The 16,722-nt window shown below is 70.7% G+C and carries 7 protein-coding genes; all 7 read right to left on the bottom strand.

All coding sequences use genetic code 11. The features are described 5' to 3' along the window. Positions 1–16: 16 nt before the first annotated feature. The 7 genes from treY to R3E98_00115 are packed head-to-tail and all read right to left on the bottom strand — an operon-like array spanning position 17 to position 16,306. Entirely contained in the window at positions 17–2,731 is a 2,715-nt protein-coding gene (gene treY / locus R3E98_00085; GenBank protein MEZ4421776.1) for a malto-oligosyltrehalose synthase, read from the bottom strand. Further along, positions 2,728–5,133: a DUF3536 domain-containing protein gene (locus tag R3E98_00090; GenBank protein MEZ4421777.1), complete on the bottom strand. Its 2,406-nt coding sequence runs from the start codon at positions 5,131–5,133 to the stop codon at positions 2,728–2,730. The genes treY and R3E98_00090 overlap by 4 nt, the downstream gene beginning before the upstream one ends. Continuing rightward, positions 5,130–6,998 carry a malto-oligosyltrehalose trehalohydrolase gene (treZ, locus tag R3E98_00095; GenBank protein MEZ4421778.1) on the bottom strand — a complete coding sequence of 623 codons (1,869 nt, stop codon included), beginning with the start codon at positions 6,996–6,998 and terminating at the stop codon, positions 5,130–5,132. The genes R3E98_00090 and treZ overlap by 4 nt, the downstream gene beginning before the upstream one ends. Next, complete coding sequence (gene glgB, locus R3E98_00100) at positions 6,995–8,917, bottom strand: 1,4-alpha-glucan branching protein GlgB (protein ID MEZ4421779.1); 1,923 nt, start codon at positions 8,915–8,917, stop codon at positions 6,995–6,997. The genes treZ and glgB overlap by 4 nt, the downstream gene beginning before the upstream one ends. After that, the gene (locus R3E98_00105; GenBank protein ID MEZ4421780.1) at positions 8,914–10,971 is read right to left on the bottom strand and encodes a 4-alpha-glucanotransferase; all 2,058 of its coding nucleotides are present in this window, start codon (positions 10,969–10,971) and stop codon (positions 8,914–8,916) included. The genes glgB and R3E98_00105 overlap by 4 nt, the downstream gene beginning before the upstream one ends. Next, positions 10,968–14,315 carry a maltose alpha-D-glucosyltransferase gene (treS, locus tag R3E98_00110; GenBank protein MEZ4421781.1) on the bottom strand — a complete coding sequence of 1,116 codons (3,348 nt, stop codon included), beginning with the start codon at positions 14,313–14,315 and terminating at the stop codon, positions 10,968–10,970. Before treS ends, R3E98_00105 begins: the two co-directional genes overlap by 4 nt. After that, positions 14,312–16,306 carry a maltotransferase domain-containing protein gene (locus R3E98_00115; protein ID MEZ4421782.1) on the bottom strand — a complete coding sequence of 665 codons (1,995 nt, stop codon included), beginning with the start codon at positions 16,304–16,306 and terminating at the stop codon, positions 14,312–14,314. Before R3E98_00115 ends, treS begins: the two co-directional genes overlap by 4 nt. Positions 16,307–16,722 lie beyond the last annotated feature (416 nt).

Raw genomic sequence — 16,722 nt, forward strand, 5'->3', positions numbered from 1 at the left:
AACGCGCGGGCCGGGTCTACCCGACCTCGCCCACCAGCAGCGCGACGGGGAGCTCGGACAACAGCGCGCCGACGGACAGCGCGGCGCGCTCCTGCGGGTCTCCCTCGACGACCGTGTGGACGGCTCCGTCCAGCAGATTGCGCCAGCGCCGCGGGGCGTGGTCCGGCAGGGGAAGGTGCGTTCCGTCCCACACGTCGTCCCCCAGCGGCGCGCGCGGGCGCGCCGTCAGCGCCGTGGTCCACCGGGGAACCAGCGCCAGGGCCCACGCGTCGTCCAGGATCCGCGCAAAGGCCAGGGCATGCCGCGCCCGGGATCCCTCCGCCGGCAGCGGCAGGTAGCTTCCCTCCAGCAGGAGACGCCCGTGCTGGCGACGCGCGGCCAGCGTGCGGGCCAGGACCTGCGTCTTCACGTGCCCGTCCGGCCAGCGCGCGAGCAGCGTCGCCGGCGCTTCGCGCTCCGCGGCCGTCAGAGCCGCGTCGCGGGCGTCGTAGTCGAGCGGGCGTCGATTGTCCGGGTCGACCAGGCTGAGGTCCCAGAGCTCGGTCCCGCGGTACACGTCCGGCACACCGGGAGCGGCCGCGCGCAGCACGAGCTGCGTCAAGGAGTTCAGGGCGCCATGGAAGGCCACGTCGGCCGCCAGCGCCTCGAACTCCGCACGGAAGCCCCCCGATGCGCGCCGCGGGTCCAGCAGGGCGCGGGCGAACCGCTGCACCGCGGCCTCGTGCTCCGGGTCGGGGTCGCGCCATGCGGTATTGACCTTGGCTTCGCGCAGCGCCTTGAGGAGATACGCGTCCATGCGTTCCAGGAACTCCGGACCCGCCGGGCCCTCCGCCGGCCAGGCGCCCAGCAGCGTCTGGTAGATCAGCCATTCCTCACTGGCATCGGGAGCGCCCTCCGTGCGCAGGTGGGCGTGGGCGCGTGTCCAGCGCTCCACCGCCGCCTCCCACCGGGGCGCGATCTCGCTCAGCACCGCGAGCCGGGCGCGCACGTCCTCGGCTCGTTTGGTGTCGTGCGTGGACGTCGCGTTCGCCGTGCCGGGCCACGAGCGACGGCGCTCGGCGCAGAAGGCGTGGAAGGTCGCGGTCGCATTCGCTCCGTCGGAGTGGGCGGCGAGGGGAGCCGGCTCGTCGCCCACCTCGGCCAGGGCGGCGAGCGGGACGTAGAGATAGAAGGCGGTGTCCTCCACGGCCTTGGCCATGACTGCGCCGGAGAGCTGCTGCCAGTCGAGCACCCAGTCCGTCCAGGCCTCGGCCGCCGCCTCGCCGAGGAGTCCTGCGCGCAGATGCGTCTCGGCACCGGCCGGCAGCGTAGCCGCGGAGCCGGCGGCGGCGAGTGCGGCGTCCACCCGACGCCGGTCCGCTCCGGTCAGCGGCAGGGAGGTCGCGTAGGTGCGGTAGACCGGGAGGTGGGCGGTCAGCTCGATCACGGCCTCGGTGGCTTCGGCCTCGTCCAGGCGGGCGCCGTCCGGCGCGGTGGGCAGGCTGCGCGCCAGGCGACCGACCTCGAAGGCGAAGAGCGCCCGCGCCACGTGGCGCTTGGTGACGACCGTGACCGAGTCGAAGTCCAGCGGCAGCCCGGTGCGGAGCGCGTAGGCGCGGACGAGCCGGGCGAAGCCCTCGGGACGGACGAACAGCCGTCCGGCCGCGGCCAGGAAGTCGTATCCGGTGGTGCCGTCCACCGGCCAGCTCGCGGGCAGGCGCTCTCCGGGAGCCAGGATCTTCTCGACCAGGATCCGGCGCGGTCCGCCCGCGCGCTCGCGCACGAACGCGGCGAGCCGGTCGAGGTATCCGGCTGGATCACGCAGGCCGTCGACATGGTCGATGCGCACGGCGTCGACGACTCCGCGCTCCAGCAGGTCGCCCACCAGCGCATGGGTCGTGGCGAAGACCGCGGGATCCTCGACCCGCACGCCCACCAGGCCGGTGATGTCGAAGAAGCGGCGGTACCCGAGGCCTTCGCCCGTGCGTCGCCAGGAGACGAGGCGGTGGGGCTGCATCCGCACCAGCGCCAGGACGCGCTCCGGATCGCGAGCCGGGAGCGAGTCCAGCCACGAATGCAGCGCGCCTGCGAAGGCGGGCTCGGCGTCCAGACGCTCGCGCAGATGACGCTGGAGGGCGCGCGCGGCCGCGATGTCGGCTTCGTCCACGGCGTCGCAGCGTGCCCGGAGATCCTGGAGCGGGTCGTCGGCGCCGCGCAGGGCCAGCGCCCACGACGCCGGCGTCAGCGGCACCCGGTGCTCATGATGACGGAAGGCCAGCATGTGCTCGTGGATCCCGAGCTGGAGCTGGCCCGCGCCCACCACGTCCTCGAGCGCGCTCCCGAGCACCGGGAGGGTGATCGGCTCGTCGCGGGTCCCGGGGCAGGTGAGGGCGAACATGCGCGCATGCGGAGAGGCCGCTCCGAAGGTCAGGACGTCCCACCACCACGGGTTGTCGGCGTGGGCGGCCATGTGGTTGGGGACCAGGTCCAGCACGATGCCCATCCCGCGCTCGTGGGCGTCGGCCGCGAGCGACTCCAGGCCGCTCCTGCCGCCCAGCGCGGCGCGCACCCGCGTGGGATCGACCACGTCGTAGCCATGCTCGCTGCCGGGGACGGACTCGAACACAGGGGACAGGTACAGCGCTCCCACGCCCAGACGCTCCAGGGCGTCCAGGTGCGCGCGCATGTGCGCGAAGTCCCGCTCCGGCGTGAGCTGCAGCCGGTAGGTGGAACGGAACGGAGCCGGGATCACGGCACTGCGACGCGCAGCGCCGCCCCCAGCGCCCGCAGACGCTCGCGCCGTTCCCCTCCACCGTTGTCGAGATCCCCCGCATCCACGGACCGGATCAGCCCGTGGAAGACGTTCTGCGCCTCCCACAGATCCACGTCGAACGGCAGCGTCCGGGCCAGCCCTGCGGCCGAGAGGGCGGCGGCGAGGCGCGCCGGGTCGTCCGGAGACGCGGCCACCTCCTGCACGTGTGCGAGCACGGCCGCGCGGGCGGCGTGGGCCACGGGCGCCTCCGCCAGCTCCGCGCCCACCTGCTCGGCCTCCCGCACCAGGTCGGTGGCCACGTCCAGATCGACCGCCGGCGGATGCAAGGCGGAGCGCAGGCGCTGGGCCAGCACCTGCTCCGCCAGACGCTGCAGACCCGGCGGCAGGGGCGCGTCCAGCTCCACGAGGAAGCGCAGCACCACGCTGTGCTCCTCATAGACCCGTTCCAGCGCATCGGTGGAGCGCTCGAGCGCGGGTCCCAGGAGCCGGTCCAGCACCCGGAGCTGCTCGTCACGGAACAGTGAGCGCAGGGAGTGGATCCCGGCCGAGAAGTGCTCGTCCAGCGTGCGCACGATGGAGGGAAGGTCTCCGGCGTCGAACGCGTCGCGCAGGGTGGACGTGAGTTCCTGGTACTCCTGCTCTCCCCGGAACGGGCGCACACCGCCGACCAGGTTCTGGTCGCCCAGGTGCAGCACGCCCGACGTGAACCGACCCCTGCGGCCGGTGATGGCGGAGCGGACCAGGGAGCGCCCGTACGCGAGTCGCGTGCGGCCGGACTCGACCACGTGGCCGTCTTCGACGTCCACACGGTACCCGTAGACCTCCTCGGAGCCGGGCTCGAACAGCGAGATCACGGCATGGTGGGCCGCGACCTTGGACAGCTCCACCCGGGCCCGTCCCACCGTGCGCTGATAGACCGTGCGGCCGTCCCCCCACCGGGGCAGGTTGCTGGGCGCGGCGGCCAGGTCTTCCAGGAACTCCGTCTCCACGTCCACGTCGAAGAGCAGCCCGGCCAGCTCGACCACCCTCCCCGCGTACTGCAGCACCTGGGCGGTCTCGAGGTCGGAGATCTCGTCGAAGAACCACCCGCAACTGGTGTACATGAGCATGGCGTGGCGTTGCAGCTCCATCAGCTCCAGGGCCCGCACGCGCTCCTCGCCCTCCGGGGCCCGGCCGGCGTGCGCTGCGAAGAAGCGCTCCAGGCTCGCTTCCCCCCGGTCCAGCACGACGTCGATGTAGCCGTCGCGCGCGGCCCAGGGGTCGTCGAAGATCTCCGCGGCCGCGCGCTCCCAGAGCGGTCGTACCCGGTCGCGCAGGCCGTCGAGCGCCGCACGCAGCGGGCCGCGCCACTCCTGGGTCCAGTTGGGCCCGCGGCCGGCGCGGCAGCCGCAGTCGGAGCGCCAGCGCTCCACGCCGTGGACGCAGCTCCACGAGCTGCCGTCGTGGATCTCGGCCCGCCATTCGGCCGGATGCCGCTCCAGATAGGCACCATAGTTGATCAGCTCCACCTCGGGATCGCGCTCGATCCGCTCCAGGGCCCAGGAAAGCGCCATCTCGCCGTGTCGATGGTGGTGACCGAACGTCTCGCCGTCGGTTGCGATGTGGACCAGCGCCGAAGGCCGGTCGTGCGCCTCGAGGGGAGCCAGGAGTCGATCGGCGAACGCGTCGCCGGACCGCAGCATGCCGTCGAACGCGACAGCCTGGGACAGCGGTCCGTCATAGAAGAAGACCGTGAGGGAGCGTCCGGACGGCAGCTCCACCCGGTAGGGCCGGCTGGGGTCGATCGTGGACTCGTCCACGTCCGTCCATTCCTCGGCGTCGGGTGCCCGCACGGCGCGCGCCTGCCGGGGCGCCAGGATGGTGAACGCCAGTCCTTCGGCCGCCAGCGCCTCGAGGGTGGCCGTGTCGGCGGCCGTCTCGGGCAGCCACATCCCCTCCGGCCGCCGACCGAAGCGATGTTCGAAGTCGCGGATGCCCCAGCGAACCTGCGTGGTGAGATCCCGCGCGTCGGCGAGCGGCAGGATGATGTGGTTGTACCCCTGCGCCAGCGCGTTGCCGTGTCCCGCGAATCGCTCACGGCTCTCGCGGTCGGCCTGGAGGATGGCCTGATAGGTGCCCGGATCGCGTGCTTCCATCCACGCCAGCAGCGTGGGTCCGAAGTTGAAGCTGATCCGGGCGTAGTTGTTGACGATCTCGGTGATGCGGCCGTCCCCGTCCAGGATGCGCGACCACGCGTTCGGCGCGTAGCACTCGACCGCGATGCGCTCGTTCCAGTCGTGATACGGAGCGGCGGTCTCCTGGGGCTCGATGGCCTCCAGCCACGGGTTCTCGCGGGGGGGTTGGTAGAAATGCCCGTGGATACAAACGAACCCCCGACTCATGAATCCTCCTCGATGTACAAGACGGCCGAGCGCCGTCGCAGATCCACGTGCATCTCCCCCTCCAGGCGCTCGGGCGCCCTGCTTCCCGGTCCTCTCCACCGCTCCGCCGCCGTGTCGAGCCGTCGGCGCCAGGTTCCGTCCGGGACCGTGACGGGCACGGCGGCGGCCTCCCGTCCGAAGTGGAGCAGCAGGAGCGTCGGACGTCGGCCGCTCCGGTGCCGCAGCGCGATCGTGTCGGCTCCGATGCGCGCCACGTCCGGCGGCTCCGCGTCGGCCCGTGCGCCGCTGTTCCAGCGCGCGCTGCGTAACGCCAGCAGCGTGCGATACAACGTGAGCAGGGTGCGATGGGGCTCGTCCTGCGCCCGCTCCGGAACGATCCGCGCCGACTCGAAGGTCGCCGGCGCGGCCGGATCGGGGATCTCGCCCGCCCAGCGGAACCCAGCGAACTCGCGGGCGCGGCCTTCGCGCACGGCTTCCACGAGGGCCGGATCCGAATGATCGATGAAATACGGAAACGGGTGCGTCTCGCCCCATTCCTCCCCCATGAACAGCAACGGCAGGAAGGGCGAAAGCAGGATGGTGGCTGCCGCCAGCTTCACACCCTCCAGGTCGGTGAGGTGGATGAGCCGTTCGCCACGTGCGCGGTTCCCCACCTGGTCGTGATTCTGGCCGTAGACGACGAAGCGTGAGGGAGCGACCGACCGAGGGACCCGCCCGTGCCGACGACCCCGGTGCGGCGAGCGCTGACCCGTGTACGAGTAGCCGGTGCGCAACGCACGCTCGAGCTGCTCGATGCCGCCGAAGTCCTCGTAGTAGCCCGACTCCTCCCCTGTCAGCAGGGCATGGACGGAGTGGTGCAGGTCGTCGCTCCACTGCGCGTCGAGGCCGTACCCGCCGAGCCGGGGAGCTTCCACCAGGGTGGGGTCGTTCGCGTCGCTCTCGGCCACGACGTGCAGGGTCCGTCCCGACTCCTGCCCCAACGCATGCACCCGTTCCGCGAGCTCCTGCAGGAACGGGCGGGCCGACCGATCCAGGATCGCATGCACCGCATCCAGGCGAAGGCCGTCGAGATGGCAGTCGCCCAGCCACCAGAGCGCGCTCTCGATGAAGTAGCGGCGGACCTCGTCGCTGTGCGCGCCGTCGAAGTTGAGGGCGTCGCCCCAGGGCGTGCGGTAGCGGTCGGTGAAATAGGGGCCGAAGCGGCCCAGCACGTTGCCTTCGGGTCCGAGGTGGTTGTAGACCACGTCCAGGAAGACGGCGAGTCCACGTGCGTGGGCGGCGTCCACCAGGCGGCGCAGCCCGTCGGGGCCGCCGTAGGTGTTCTGGGCCGCCCAGGGGAAGACGCCGTCGTAGCCCCAGTTGCGGGCGCCCGGGAACTGGGCGACGGGCATGAGCTGGAGCGCGGTCACGCCCAGGTCCACCAACGCGTCCAGGCGCTGGATCAAGCCGTCGAAGGTCCCGGCGGTCGTGCACGTACCGACGTGAACCTCGTAGAAGACGAGCTCCTCCAGCCGCCGTCCCCGCCACGCCTGATCCGTCCAGGGGAAGGCCCGCGCCACGACTTCGGACGGACCCCATATGCCCTGGGGCTGGCACCGCGAGGCGGGGTCGGGCAGGGGAGGACCGTCGTCGAGCAACACCATGTAGCGCGTCCCGCTCCCGACCTCGGGGGCGAAGGCGGTATGGTGACCGTGCTCGGCGGGCTCCAGCTCGACGTCGCGCTCCGGCTCGTACAGGCGGACGCGCACGCGCTTCGCGTCGGGCGCCCACACCGTGAAGGTGGTCCCGCCCTGCGGCTGCGTGAGGGCGCCCAGACCGCGGTCGAGGGGTGCGCCCTCGGCGGCCCCGGACGTGCGGGACGTCATGCGGTGGACGCCTCATCGTCCCGGGTCAGCAGGACGATCGACAAGGGAGGCAGGGTCAGCACCAGGGAGTGCCACAGCCCGTGATGGGGAACGGGCGTCGACTCGACCGTGCCCAGGTTGCCCCACCCGCTGCCGCCGTAGTGGGTCGCGTCGCTGTTCAGCAGCTCACAGAACGTGCCGGCCGCGGGGACGCCGACGCGGTAGTTCTCGTGGGGGGTCGGCGTGGCGTTGATGACCACGAGCACGCTCTCTCCACCGCCATGCCGCAGGAAGGCGTAGACGCTTCGGCCGGAGTCGTGCACCTCCAACCACTGGAAGCCTTCCGGATCGAAGTCGTGCACGTGCAGCGCGGGCTGCTCACGGTAGACCCGGTTGAGGTCGGCGACCCAGCGCTGCAGGCCTCGGTGCCCCGCATCCTCCAGCAGGTCCCACTGGAGCTGGGCGTCGTGGTTCCATTCACGCTCCTGTCCGATCTCACCGCCCATGAACAGCAGCTTCTTGCCGGGCTGCGCATACATGTACCCGAGGAGCGTGCGCAGATTCGCGCGCCGCTGCCACTCGTCTCCAGGCATCTTGCCCAGCAACGAGCCCTTCCCGTGGACCACTTCGTCGTGAGATAACGGTAGCGTGAAGTTCTCGTTGAAGGCGTACATCATCCGGAACGACAGCTCCCCGTGATGATACGCCCGGTGGACCGGCTCACGCGCGAAGTAGCGCAGCGTGTCGTGCATCCACCCCATGTCCCACTTCAGGCCGAATCCGAGACCGCCCAGCCAGGTGGGGCGCGACACCATCGGCCAGGACGTCGATTCCTCCGCGAACGTCTGCACGTCCGGATGCTCGGCGTAGACGACCTCGTTCAGGGACCGCAGGAAGGACATGGCCTCCAGGTTCTCCCGGCCCCCGTACTCGTTGGGGATCCACTCGCCTGCGGCCCGGGAGTAGTCCCGGTAGAGCATCGAGGCCACGGCATCGACCCGCAGGCCGTCCACGTGATAGACGTCCAGCCAGAACAGGGCGCTGGAGAGCAGGAAGCCGCGCACTTCGTTGCGGCCGTAGTTGAAGATGGCGCTGTCCCAGTCCGGGTGGATGCCTTCCTTCGGGTCGGCGTGCTCGAACAGGTGGGTGCCGTCGAAGAAGACCAGCCCGTGCTCGTCCGTCGGGAAATGGGACGGAACCCAGTCCAGGATGACGCCGACGCCGGCCTGGTGCAGGCGATCGATCAGGTACATGAAGTCCTGCGGGCTGCCGTACCGGGAGGACGGAGCGAAGTAGCCGGTGGTCTGGTAGCCCCACGAGCCGTAGAACGGGTGCTCCATCACGGGAAGGAGCTCCACGTGGCTGAATCCCAGCTCGGTGGCGTACTGTGCCAGCGGCTCGGCCATCTCCCGGTAGCTCAGGAACTCCCGGTCGGGGTCGTCGGGACGGCGCCAGGAGCCCAGGTGCACCTCGTAGATGCTGATGGGAGCATCGGCGGCGTTGTGCCGCGCCCGACGCGCCATCCACTCTGCGTCCCCCCACTCGTGATCGAGCCGGCTCAGGACGGACGCCGTCGCCGGCGGCGTCTCGGCGGAAAGGGCGAAGGGATCCGCCTTGGCGACGCTGTAGCCGCCGTGGCGGGACCGGATGTGGAACTTGTAGCGATGCCCGGGTCGCGCGCGCTCGTCCAGGCCGGCCCAGATGCCGGACGATCCCAACGCCTCCAGGGGCGCATCGTCGACCCGCCAGTCGTTGAAGTCCCCGACGACCGAGACGGCTTCCGCGTTCGGGGCCCACACGGCGAAGTGGGCCCCCTCGGCATCGGGACCGAGGGCGACCAGGCGACCCCCCAGCCGCTCGTAGAGCCGCCGGTGCGTGCCTTCGTTGAAGAGATGCAGGTCCTGCTCGGTCAGCAGCGTTCGTTCGGGATGTACGATCATATCGGTCGGGGCTCCTCGGCCGCACGCCGGATCCGGTCGATGCGGACCAGGCTGTCCACGAGGGTGGTTGAGGCTCGGATCTCGTCGAGGGAACGGGCGGCCTTGCGCCGCCAGTTCGCGTCGGACGCCGTGCCGGGCACGTTCTGCGGTCGGTGCTCGAGCCAGAGGTCTTCCAGGTCGATCAGCACCATGCGGGCGGGGCTCTCCGCGAGCGCATCGAGAAGTCGTTGGCGCACGTCCTCGAGCCGCTCCGGTGACGGTGGCGTCGCGTCCCCGGTCCGGGCCCGCACACGCTCGGACCACCAGGCCGCGAAGGGCGCCATGTCGTGTGTGCCCAGGCTCGCCACCGCGCCCGGAGGCACCGGCTCGAGCGGCGGCGGGGGTCCGTCGGCGGGCGCGGGGTCGGTCCAGTCGCGCTCCAGATGGAACGGCACCACGTACATCCGACGCACGGACCCGGCGTCCAACGCAGCCCGCACCTCGTCCGGTACGGTGCCCAGGTCCTCGCCTACCACCTCGATCCCGGCCCGGTGCGACTCGACGGCCAGGACGGCGTGCAGCTCGTGCGCGGGGTAGCGGACGTAGACGCCGTCGGTGGCGGAGACGTCCGCCGGGATCCAGAAGAGGCGGTGCAGTCCCATCACGTGATCGATGCGCACGGCGCGCGCGGCCCGGGCCAGATGCGCGAAGGCGTCGGCCCACGGCCGATGCCCGCGTTCGCGCAGGCGATGGGGATCCATGGGGGGAAAGCCCCAGTTCTGGCCCTGATCGAAGAAGGGATCGGGCGGTGCACCGACACTCGTGGCCGGTGCGTAGAGTTCGGGATCCTCGGCGCGGTCGAAGCCGTCGGGATGCGTGCCGAGAGGCAGGTCCAGGTACAGACCCGTGAACGTGCCCTCCCGTCGGGTGAGCTGCTCGATCTGCTCGCGCGCCAGAACCTGGGCATAGAGGTGGTAGCGCGTCGCGGTGCCCATGTCGGAACGGTCCGCGTCCGCGTCGCGCTGTCCGCGGAAGCGTGCGTAGCGCTCGACCGTCGCCCGGTCCGGTCCCAATGCCGCGAGGCGGGCCTCCGCGTGTGGGGCGTCGGCGAAGAACGTCGAGGAGAGGGGCTCCAGGGCCCGACGCACGAGGGCAGCCGAGCTGCGGTAGTCCACATCGCCCACCTCGCGGACGCGGGCGGCCTCCGCCCGGAACGTCGCGTTGCTCAGGAGAGCGCAGGCATCGGCGGACCGATCGAGCTCCGGCGCGCGCGCCGGATCGATGAACAGCTCGCTCCACATCCGCCGCGAGACGGGTGCGTACGGGCTGGGGTCGTAGGGCTGGTCGAGGAACACCGGGAACAGCGGCAACGTGCCCAACCACTCTGCGCCGAGGCCCCCGAGCCAGTCGAGCAGGCGCTCGAGGTCGGAGAAGTCGCCGGTGCCCCGGCTGCGCTCCGTGCGCAGCGCGTGCAGCGGCAGGAACGCGCCCCATCCCCGACGTGGTGGAGAAGGGGTCCAGGCGGAGCCCGGCGTCGCGATCACCCGGGACGTCACGCTCCGTCCGGCACCCCGCACGCGCAACGTCCAATACCCCGGCGTGAGTGGGTGGGGAAGTGGCAGCCGGGCCAGGGGGCCCGGTAGACCGTCTCGTGCCGGCCACCCGGGCGCGGTGGGGGAGGGGCTCGTCCACGTCTCCGGAGTGAGCGGCGCGGCCCACTCCCGGTCGGCCGATCCGTCCTCGGCCTCGAGATGGGCCTGCAGGGAGACGTCCCTCCATTCTGCCGGGGCGCGTAGGAGCACGCTGTCGTCGACGTCGGCGCGGACCACGGTCACGGGATCGAGGATGCGCGCGGTCAGTTCGGCCTGCCGACGCCGTGCGGCTTCGTCCAGATCGTCGCCCTCGTCGAGCGCACCCAGCGTGCGCAGCGCCGCCAGGAGCGCTTCGCGTCCTGCGGTGCGGAACGCGCCGCCGTCGGCGGGCCAGAAGCCCGGCTCGAGCCCCCACAGCTCGACCAACGGCAGCAGGTCCGCATCGACCCCTGCGGCGGGCGTCGTCGAGGATCGCTCGTTCACGCGCGCGACTCCGGACCGGGGCGCGTGCCGAGCAGCTCCAGCAGACCTTCCAGCGGAAGCCAGGCCCAGGAGGGACGGTTCTCCACTTCGTACCCCAGCTCGCGCAGCGCCTTCTCGATCAGGTAGTAGTCCAGCAGGAAGCGCCGATCGGCAGCCGCGGAGGGCACCAGCCCGGCGCCGCGCTCCGTGCGCAGGTACGCGCCCAGGAAGAGCCGCGTGGCCCAGCGGCACCACAGGTCGGCCCAGGCCGCGAGCGCCTCGCGGGTGGAGGCGTCTCCTCCACCGGTGATCTCCTCCTGGCGGAGTCGGCCCATGCTCGCCGCGTAGTGGAAGGAACGCAGCATGCCGGCGACATCGCGGAGCGGGGAGCGCTTGAGTCTCCGCTCCCCGAGCGGACGGGCTGGCTCCCCCTCGAAATCGATGATCATGACGTCGCGACCCGTGGAGAGCACCTGCCCCATGTGGTAGTCCCCGTGCACACGGATCCGCTTACCACCGATCGCGCGGGTGGGAGGCCGCGAGCGCTCCAGGATGTCGTCCCGGGAGCGCAGGACGTGTCGGGCCCGTTCGCGCGCGGCAGGGTCGAGACGATGCTCGTGCGCCTCCAGCAGACGGAACGTCTGACCCACCAGGTTCCGGATGGACTGGTAGAGGGAACGCTGGTAGAACGGCGTATAGGGCTCGGGTCGGAACGCGGGCTCGTCGGTGTCCGCCAGCGTTCGATGCAGCTCGGCCGTCCGACGGCCCAGGAGATCGAACAGGTCCACCACGCCGGGTCCCAGCAGATCCGTCATGGAAGGCACTGCGCGGTCCGCGGTCGCGGGGACGTCCACCTGGCGGGCGTCCGCACCGGATGCCAGCGCCCGTTCGAAATAGCGTTCGAGCGATTCGAGCGCCGTGCTCCAGACGTCGCCCTGATTCCGCACGTACTGTTGCAGCACGGCCAGGGTCGCCGGCTCCCCCCTTCGCGGGCGGTACTCGAGCGCGCCGTGGATCGCCGGGGTGTTGGGGAAGCCGCGGCGGGTGAGGTAGTCCACCACCTCCCGGTCGAGGTTCGGTCCTGCCTCGAGCTTCCGGAAGACCTTGAGGATCCAGCGATCGCCGAAGATCACGGACGTGTTGCTCTGCTCCGCGCGCGATACCGTGGCCGTCGGCACGTCCGAGGTATCGACGTCTTCCTGCGTGCGCAGACCCACCAGCGCGCCCACCTGCCCCTCCACGGTCCCTCGCTCCAGGATGAGGTCGAGCAGCACGCCCGCCGTCTCCGGCTCCTCGAGGCCGTCGCGCAGGAGCGCCGATCCGTCCGGGACCTCCACGGTGGCGATGCCACCGCTGTCCGCGGCGTCGTCGGCGTCCTCCTCTGCGTCCAACTCCAGCGGAACGACGTAGACGTCCGCATCGGAGTCGCTGGCGACGTAACCCACGCGGAGCAGGGCCAGCCGTCGGGCCTCGGACCCGTCGAGGTCCAACACGTCCGCGACGGCGGCCTCCCGCACGGTGCGGCCCTTGCCCCGGTACCAGCGGGAGCGGCGCGCATGCCGTAGCAACGGTGGACCGAGCGCGTCCCAGCGGGCCTCGTGGAAGATCTCGACGGGCTCGGTCTCGGCGGCCAGGACCGGTGCCTCGGTGGGCTCTCCCTCCGCTCCGTCCGTGGGCGTGGCTTCGAGCCGGAACCAGTAGAACCCGTAGGGACCGAGCGAGAACGGGTACGGATCCCCGTCCGCGGCCGGGAAGCGGGTCCGGCCGAACAGCTCGACCGGAACCCGGCCGCTCAGATCGGAGAGATCCAGCGTGCACGCCTGCGGGAAGCGCGAGAGGTTCGCCACCACCAGGATGGATTCCCCTTCGTGCTGCCGCAGGAAGGCCAGGATGTGGCGGTTGTCGGAGTGGACCCAGCGGAACGATCCGCGCCCGAACGCCGGGTGGCGGCGCCGCAGGGAGATGATGCGTCGCATCCACCACAGCAGCGAACTGGGATTGGCCTGTTGGGCCTCCACATTCACGGAGCCGTAGTAGTACTCCGGGTCGATCACGACGGGCAGGAACAGGCGCTGCGGATTGGCCTCCGAGAAACCGGCGTTCCGATCGGCGCTCCACTGCATCGGGGTGCGCACACCGTTGCGATCGCCCAGGTAGAAGTTGTCTCCCATACCGATCTCGTCCCCGTAGTAGATGACGGGGGTTCCCGGTAGGGAGAGCAACAGCGAGTTCAGGAGCTCGATCTGGCGCCGATCGTTCTCGAGCAGCGGACCGAGGCGTCGGCGGATGCCCAGGTTGATCCGTGCGGTCCGGTCGCGGGCGTAGACGCGGTACATGTAGTCCCGCTCCTCGTCCGTCACCATCTCGAGGGTGAGCTCGTCGTGGTTGCGCAGGAAGAGCGCCCACTGCGAGTTGGCCGGGATGGCCGGCGTCTGCTCGAGGATATCGACGATGGGAAAGCGGTCCTCCATCTGCAGCGCCATGAACAGCCGCGGCATGATGGGGAAGTGGAAGTTCATGTGGCACTCGTCGCCATCGCCGAAGTACGCCGCGGCGTCCTCCGGCCACTGGTTGGCCTCGGCCAACAGCATGCGATTGGCGAACCGCTCATCCACGTGGCTGCGCAGCTTCCGCAGGAAGGCGTGGGTCTCCGGCAGGTTCTCGCAGCTCGTGCCTTCCCGCTCGTACAGATAGGGGATGGCGTCCAGCCGCATCCCGTCCACGCCCATCTCGAACCAGTAGTCCAGGACCTGGAGGATGCGCTCGTGGACCTCGGGGTTGTCGTAGTTGAGGTCCGGCTGGTGCCCGTAGAAGCGGTGCCAGAAGTACGCCTGGGCGACAGGATCCCAACTCCAGTTGGACGGCTCGAAATCGGTGAAGATGATGCGTGCGTCCGAATACCGATCCGGCGTGTCGCTCCAGACGTACATCTCGCGCTCCGGGCTACCGGGCGGGGCCCGGCGAGCCCGCTGGAACCACGGGTGTTGGTCCGACGTGTGGTTGATCACCAGCTCCGTGATGACCTTGAGCCCGCGGCGGTGCGCTTCCTCCAGGAAGGCCCGGAAGTCGTCCAGCGTACCGTACGACGGGTGGACCGTGTGGTAGTCCGCGATGTCGTAGCCGTCGTCGCGGAGCGGAGACGGGTAGAAGGGGAGCAACCAAAGAGCCGTGACCCCGAGCTCCTGCAGGTAGTCGAGCTTACGGCGCAGTCCCTGGAAGTCTCCGATCCCGTCGCCGTTGGAGTCGTGGAACGAGCGGACGTGCAGCTCGTAGATGACGGCATCCTTGAACCAGAGCGGATCGGACGCCGGGCGCGGTCGCGCCCGGGGTGGTCTCCTGCGAAGCGATGGCGCGAGCGGGTTCATACGAAGTAGTCGAAGTGGGTTTCGTCGCGGGGTTGGTAGGGCTTGAGCCGGAAGATGTGCGCCGGCAGGCCCGCCGGGTCGAGGTGGACCCAGGCGCGTTCGGCGGGCCATTGGAAGCGCCCGCCACCGAGCAGGTCGTGGGCGCGATATCGCGTGTCGGCGTCGAGACCGAAGGCGTCGGGCCGTAGATCCACGTGGGCGGCGTGCGCGTGGTGCGGATCCACGTTCACGACCACGAGGATGCGGTTGGAGCCGTCGGGCGTGCGCTTGCTGAAGGCCAGCACGTGCTCGTCGTCGGTGTCGTGGAACAGCAGGCGCTCGTTGGATTGGAGCGCCGGATTCTCGTGTCGGATCCGGTTGAGCAAGCGCACCAGCTCGCGCAGGCTCTCGGGGCGCTCCAGGTCCCAATCCCGCACCTGGTACTTCTCGGAGTCGAGGTACTCCTCGCTCTCCGGCTCACGGGGCCGGTGCTCCAACAGCTCGAACGCGGGTCCGTAGATCCCGTAGGTGGACGCCAGGGTGCCCGCGAGCACGAGGCGCACCGTGTAGGCTCCCCGACCTCCGGTCTGGAGGTACTCCGTGAGGATGTCGGGCGTGTTGGGCCAGAACGCCGGCCGGAAGTAGTGGCAGGTGGGGGGTGTGGTCAGCTCCTCCATGTACGCCTGGAGCTCGGCCGCGGAGTTCCGCCACGCGAAGTAGGTGTAGGACTGCGAGAAGCCCAGCTTCGCCAGCGTGTGCATCACCTTGGGACGCGTGAACGCCTCCGACAGGAACAGCACATCGGGGCTCTGCTCCCGGACCTGGGCGATGCACCACTCCCAGAAGGGGAAGGGCTTGGTGTGGGGGTTGTCCACCCGGAAGACCCGCACGCCCTGCTCCACCCAGAACAGGAACACGTCGCGCAGGGCCTCCCACAGCGCCCGCCAGTCCTCCGTCTCGAAGTCGAAGGGATAGATGTCCTCGTAGCGCTTCGGTGGGTTCTCCGCCGTGCGGATCGAGCCATCGGGGCGGTGGCGGAACCACTGCGGATGCTCCTCCACCCACGGATGGTCCGGCGAGCACTGGAAGGCGATGTCGAGCGCCACCTCCAGGCCCAATGCTTCGGCGCGAGCGCGGAAGTGCTGGAAATCCTCCAGCGTTCCCAGGTCCGGGTGGACCGCGGTATGGCCGCCTTCCGCAGCGCCGATGGCCCAGGGACTCCCGGGGTCGGCAGGCCCGGAGGACGTGCGGTTGTTCGGGCCTTTGCGGGCGGTCCGTCCGATGGGATGGATCGGGGGCAGGTAGATGACGTCGAATCCCAGCTCGGCCACGTACGGCAGGTGGGCCTCCGCATCCGCGAAGGTGCCGTGACGCCCGTCGGGACCGGTCGAACGGGGAAAGAACTCGTACCACGCTCCGGTCCGGCCGAGAGGCCGGTCGACCTGCAGCGGAAGGACGCGCGGATACCGCGCCACGAAGCGGCGCGCCTGCCAGCGGCGGGCGTCGGCCGCCAGCGGCTCATCCAGCGCGTCGAGGACGTCCTGGGCGGCATCCGTGCTGCCGCGCAGCGGCGCACCGCCGGCCTTCCGCAGGCGGGTGGCCCAGGCCTCCAGTGCTGCTGAGGTGTCGTCGCGAGCCTCTTCCGCTGCCTCGCCGACCAGGTCGGCACCGATGAGCAGCTCCTGGGCAACGTCCTGGTCGGCGTCGATGCGCTTCCGCAGGTCTTCGGCCCACGTGCGGAACCGGTCGATCCACCCGATGACCGTGTACTCGTAGCGGCCGGGCTGGGCCGGCGTGAACTGCCCGCGCCAACGATCGTTGACCAGTGCCGTCATGGACGTCTCGGACCAGTCGGTCTCGTCCTCCCCGACGGGACGCCACAAGAGCGCGCAGGCTACGCGGTCGTGGCCGTCTGTGAAGGCGTCGACCTCCACCGTGAACGGTTCGCCCGCCACCGCCTTGGCGGCGTAGCGGCCCGCATCGATCTCGGGGCTGGGGTCGAGCAGCACCACGCGTCTGCGACCCGCGTCTTCCGGGCGAGACGCATGGGAATCACGGGACGGGCGCCGCTGGCGTGCGGGGGCGGAGGTCTTCGCCAGGATGGTTCGTGCTCCTTGCAAGGCTGCAGGACGAACGAGGCAACGACCGTCCAACGGGTGCAACAAGAGGACCGGGTCACGAAGCGCATGGAGCTGCGTCATGCCGCCTGCGTTCACCGGTGTGCTTTGTTTCAATCCACCGGATCGTGCACGATCGGAGGTACGTTCGTGCACGAACGGAGGTACGGTGCGCCCGCCTCCGAGCCGGCATTCCCCCCGCAGGTGCGCCGACCCGCGCACCACGTCCGGCGGGTGCCTGTCGCGGCACCACCCGCTCGCCCGGCCCGCTCCCCGGTGCCGAAGCGACGCGTGGGAGCGCCTGCCAGCGG

This window comes from Gemmatimonadota bacterium, assembly GCA_041390125.1.
GTDB lineage: Bacteria > Gemmatimonadota > Gemmatimonadetes > Longimicrobiales > Gaopeijiaceae > JAGQIF01.

Coding starts and splice junctions, on each gene's coding strand:
- R3E98_00090 (MEZ4421777.1), bottom strand. CDS start 5,133: ATGAGTCGGGGGTTCGTTTGTATCCACGGGCATTTCTACCAACCCCCC.
- treZ (MEZ4421778.1), bottom strand. CDS start 6,998: ATGACGTCCCGCACGTCCGGGGCCGCCGAGGGCGCACCCCTCGACCGC.
- treS (MEZ4421781.1), bottom strand. CDS start 14,315: ATGAACCCGCTCGCGCCATCGCTTCGCAGGAGACCACCCCGGGCGCGA.
- glgB (MEZ4421779.1), bottom strand. CDS start 8,917: ATGATCGTACATCCCGAACGAACGCTGCTGACCGAGCAGGACCTGCAT.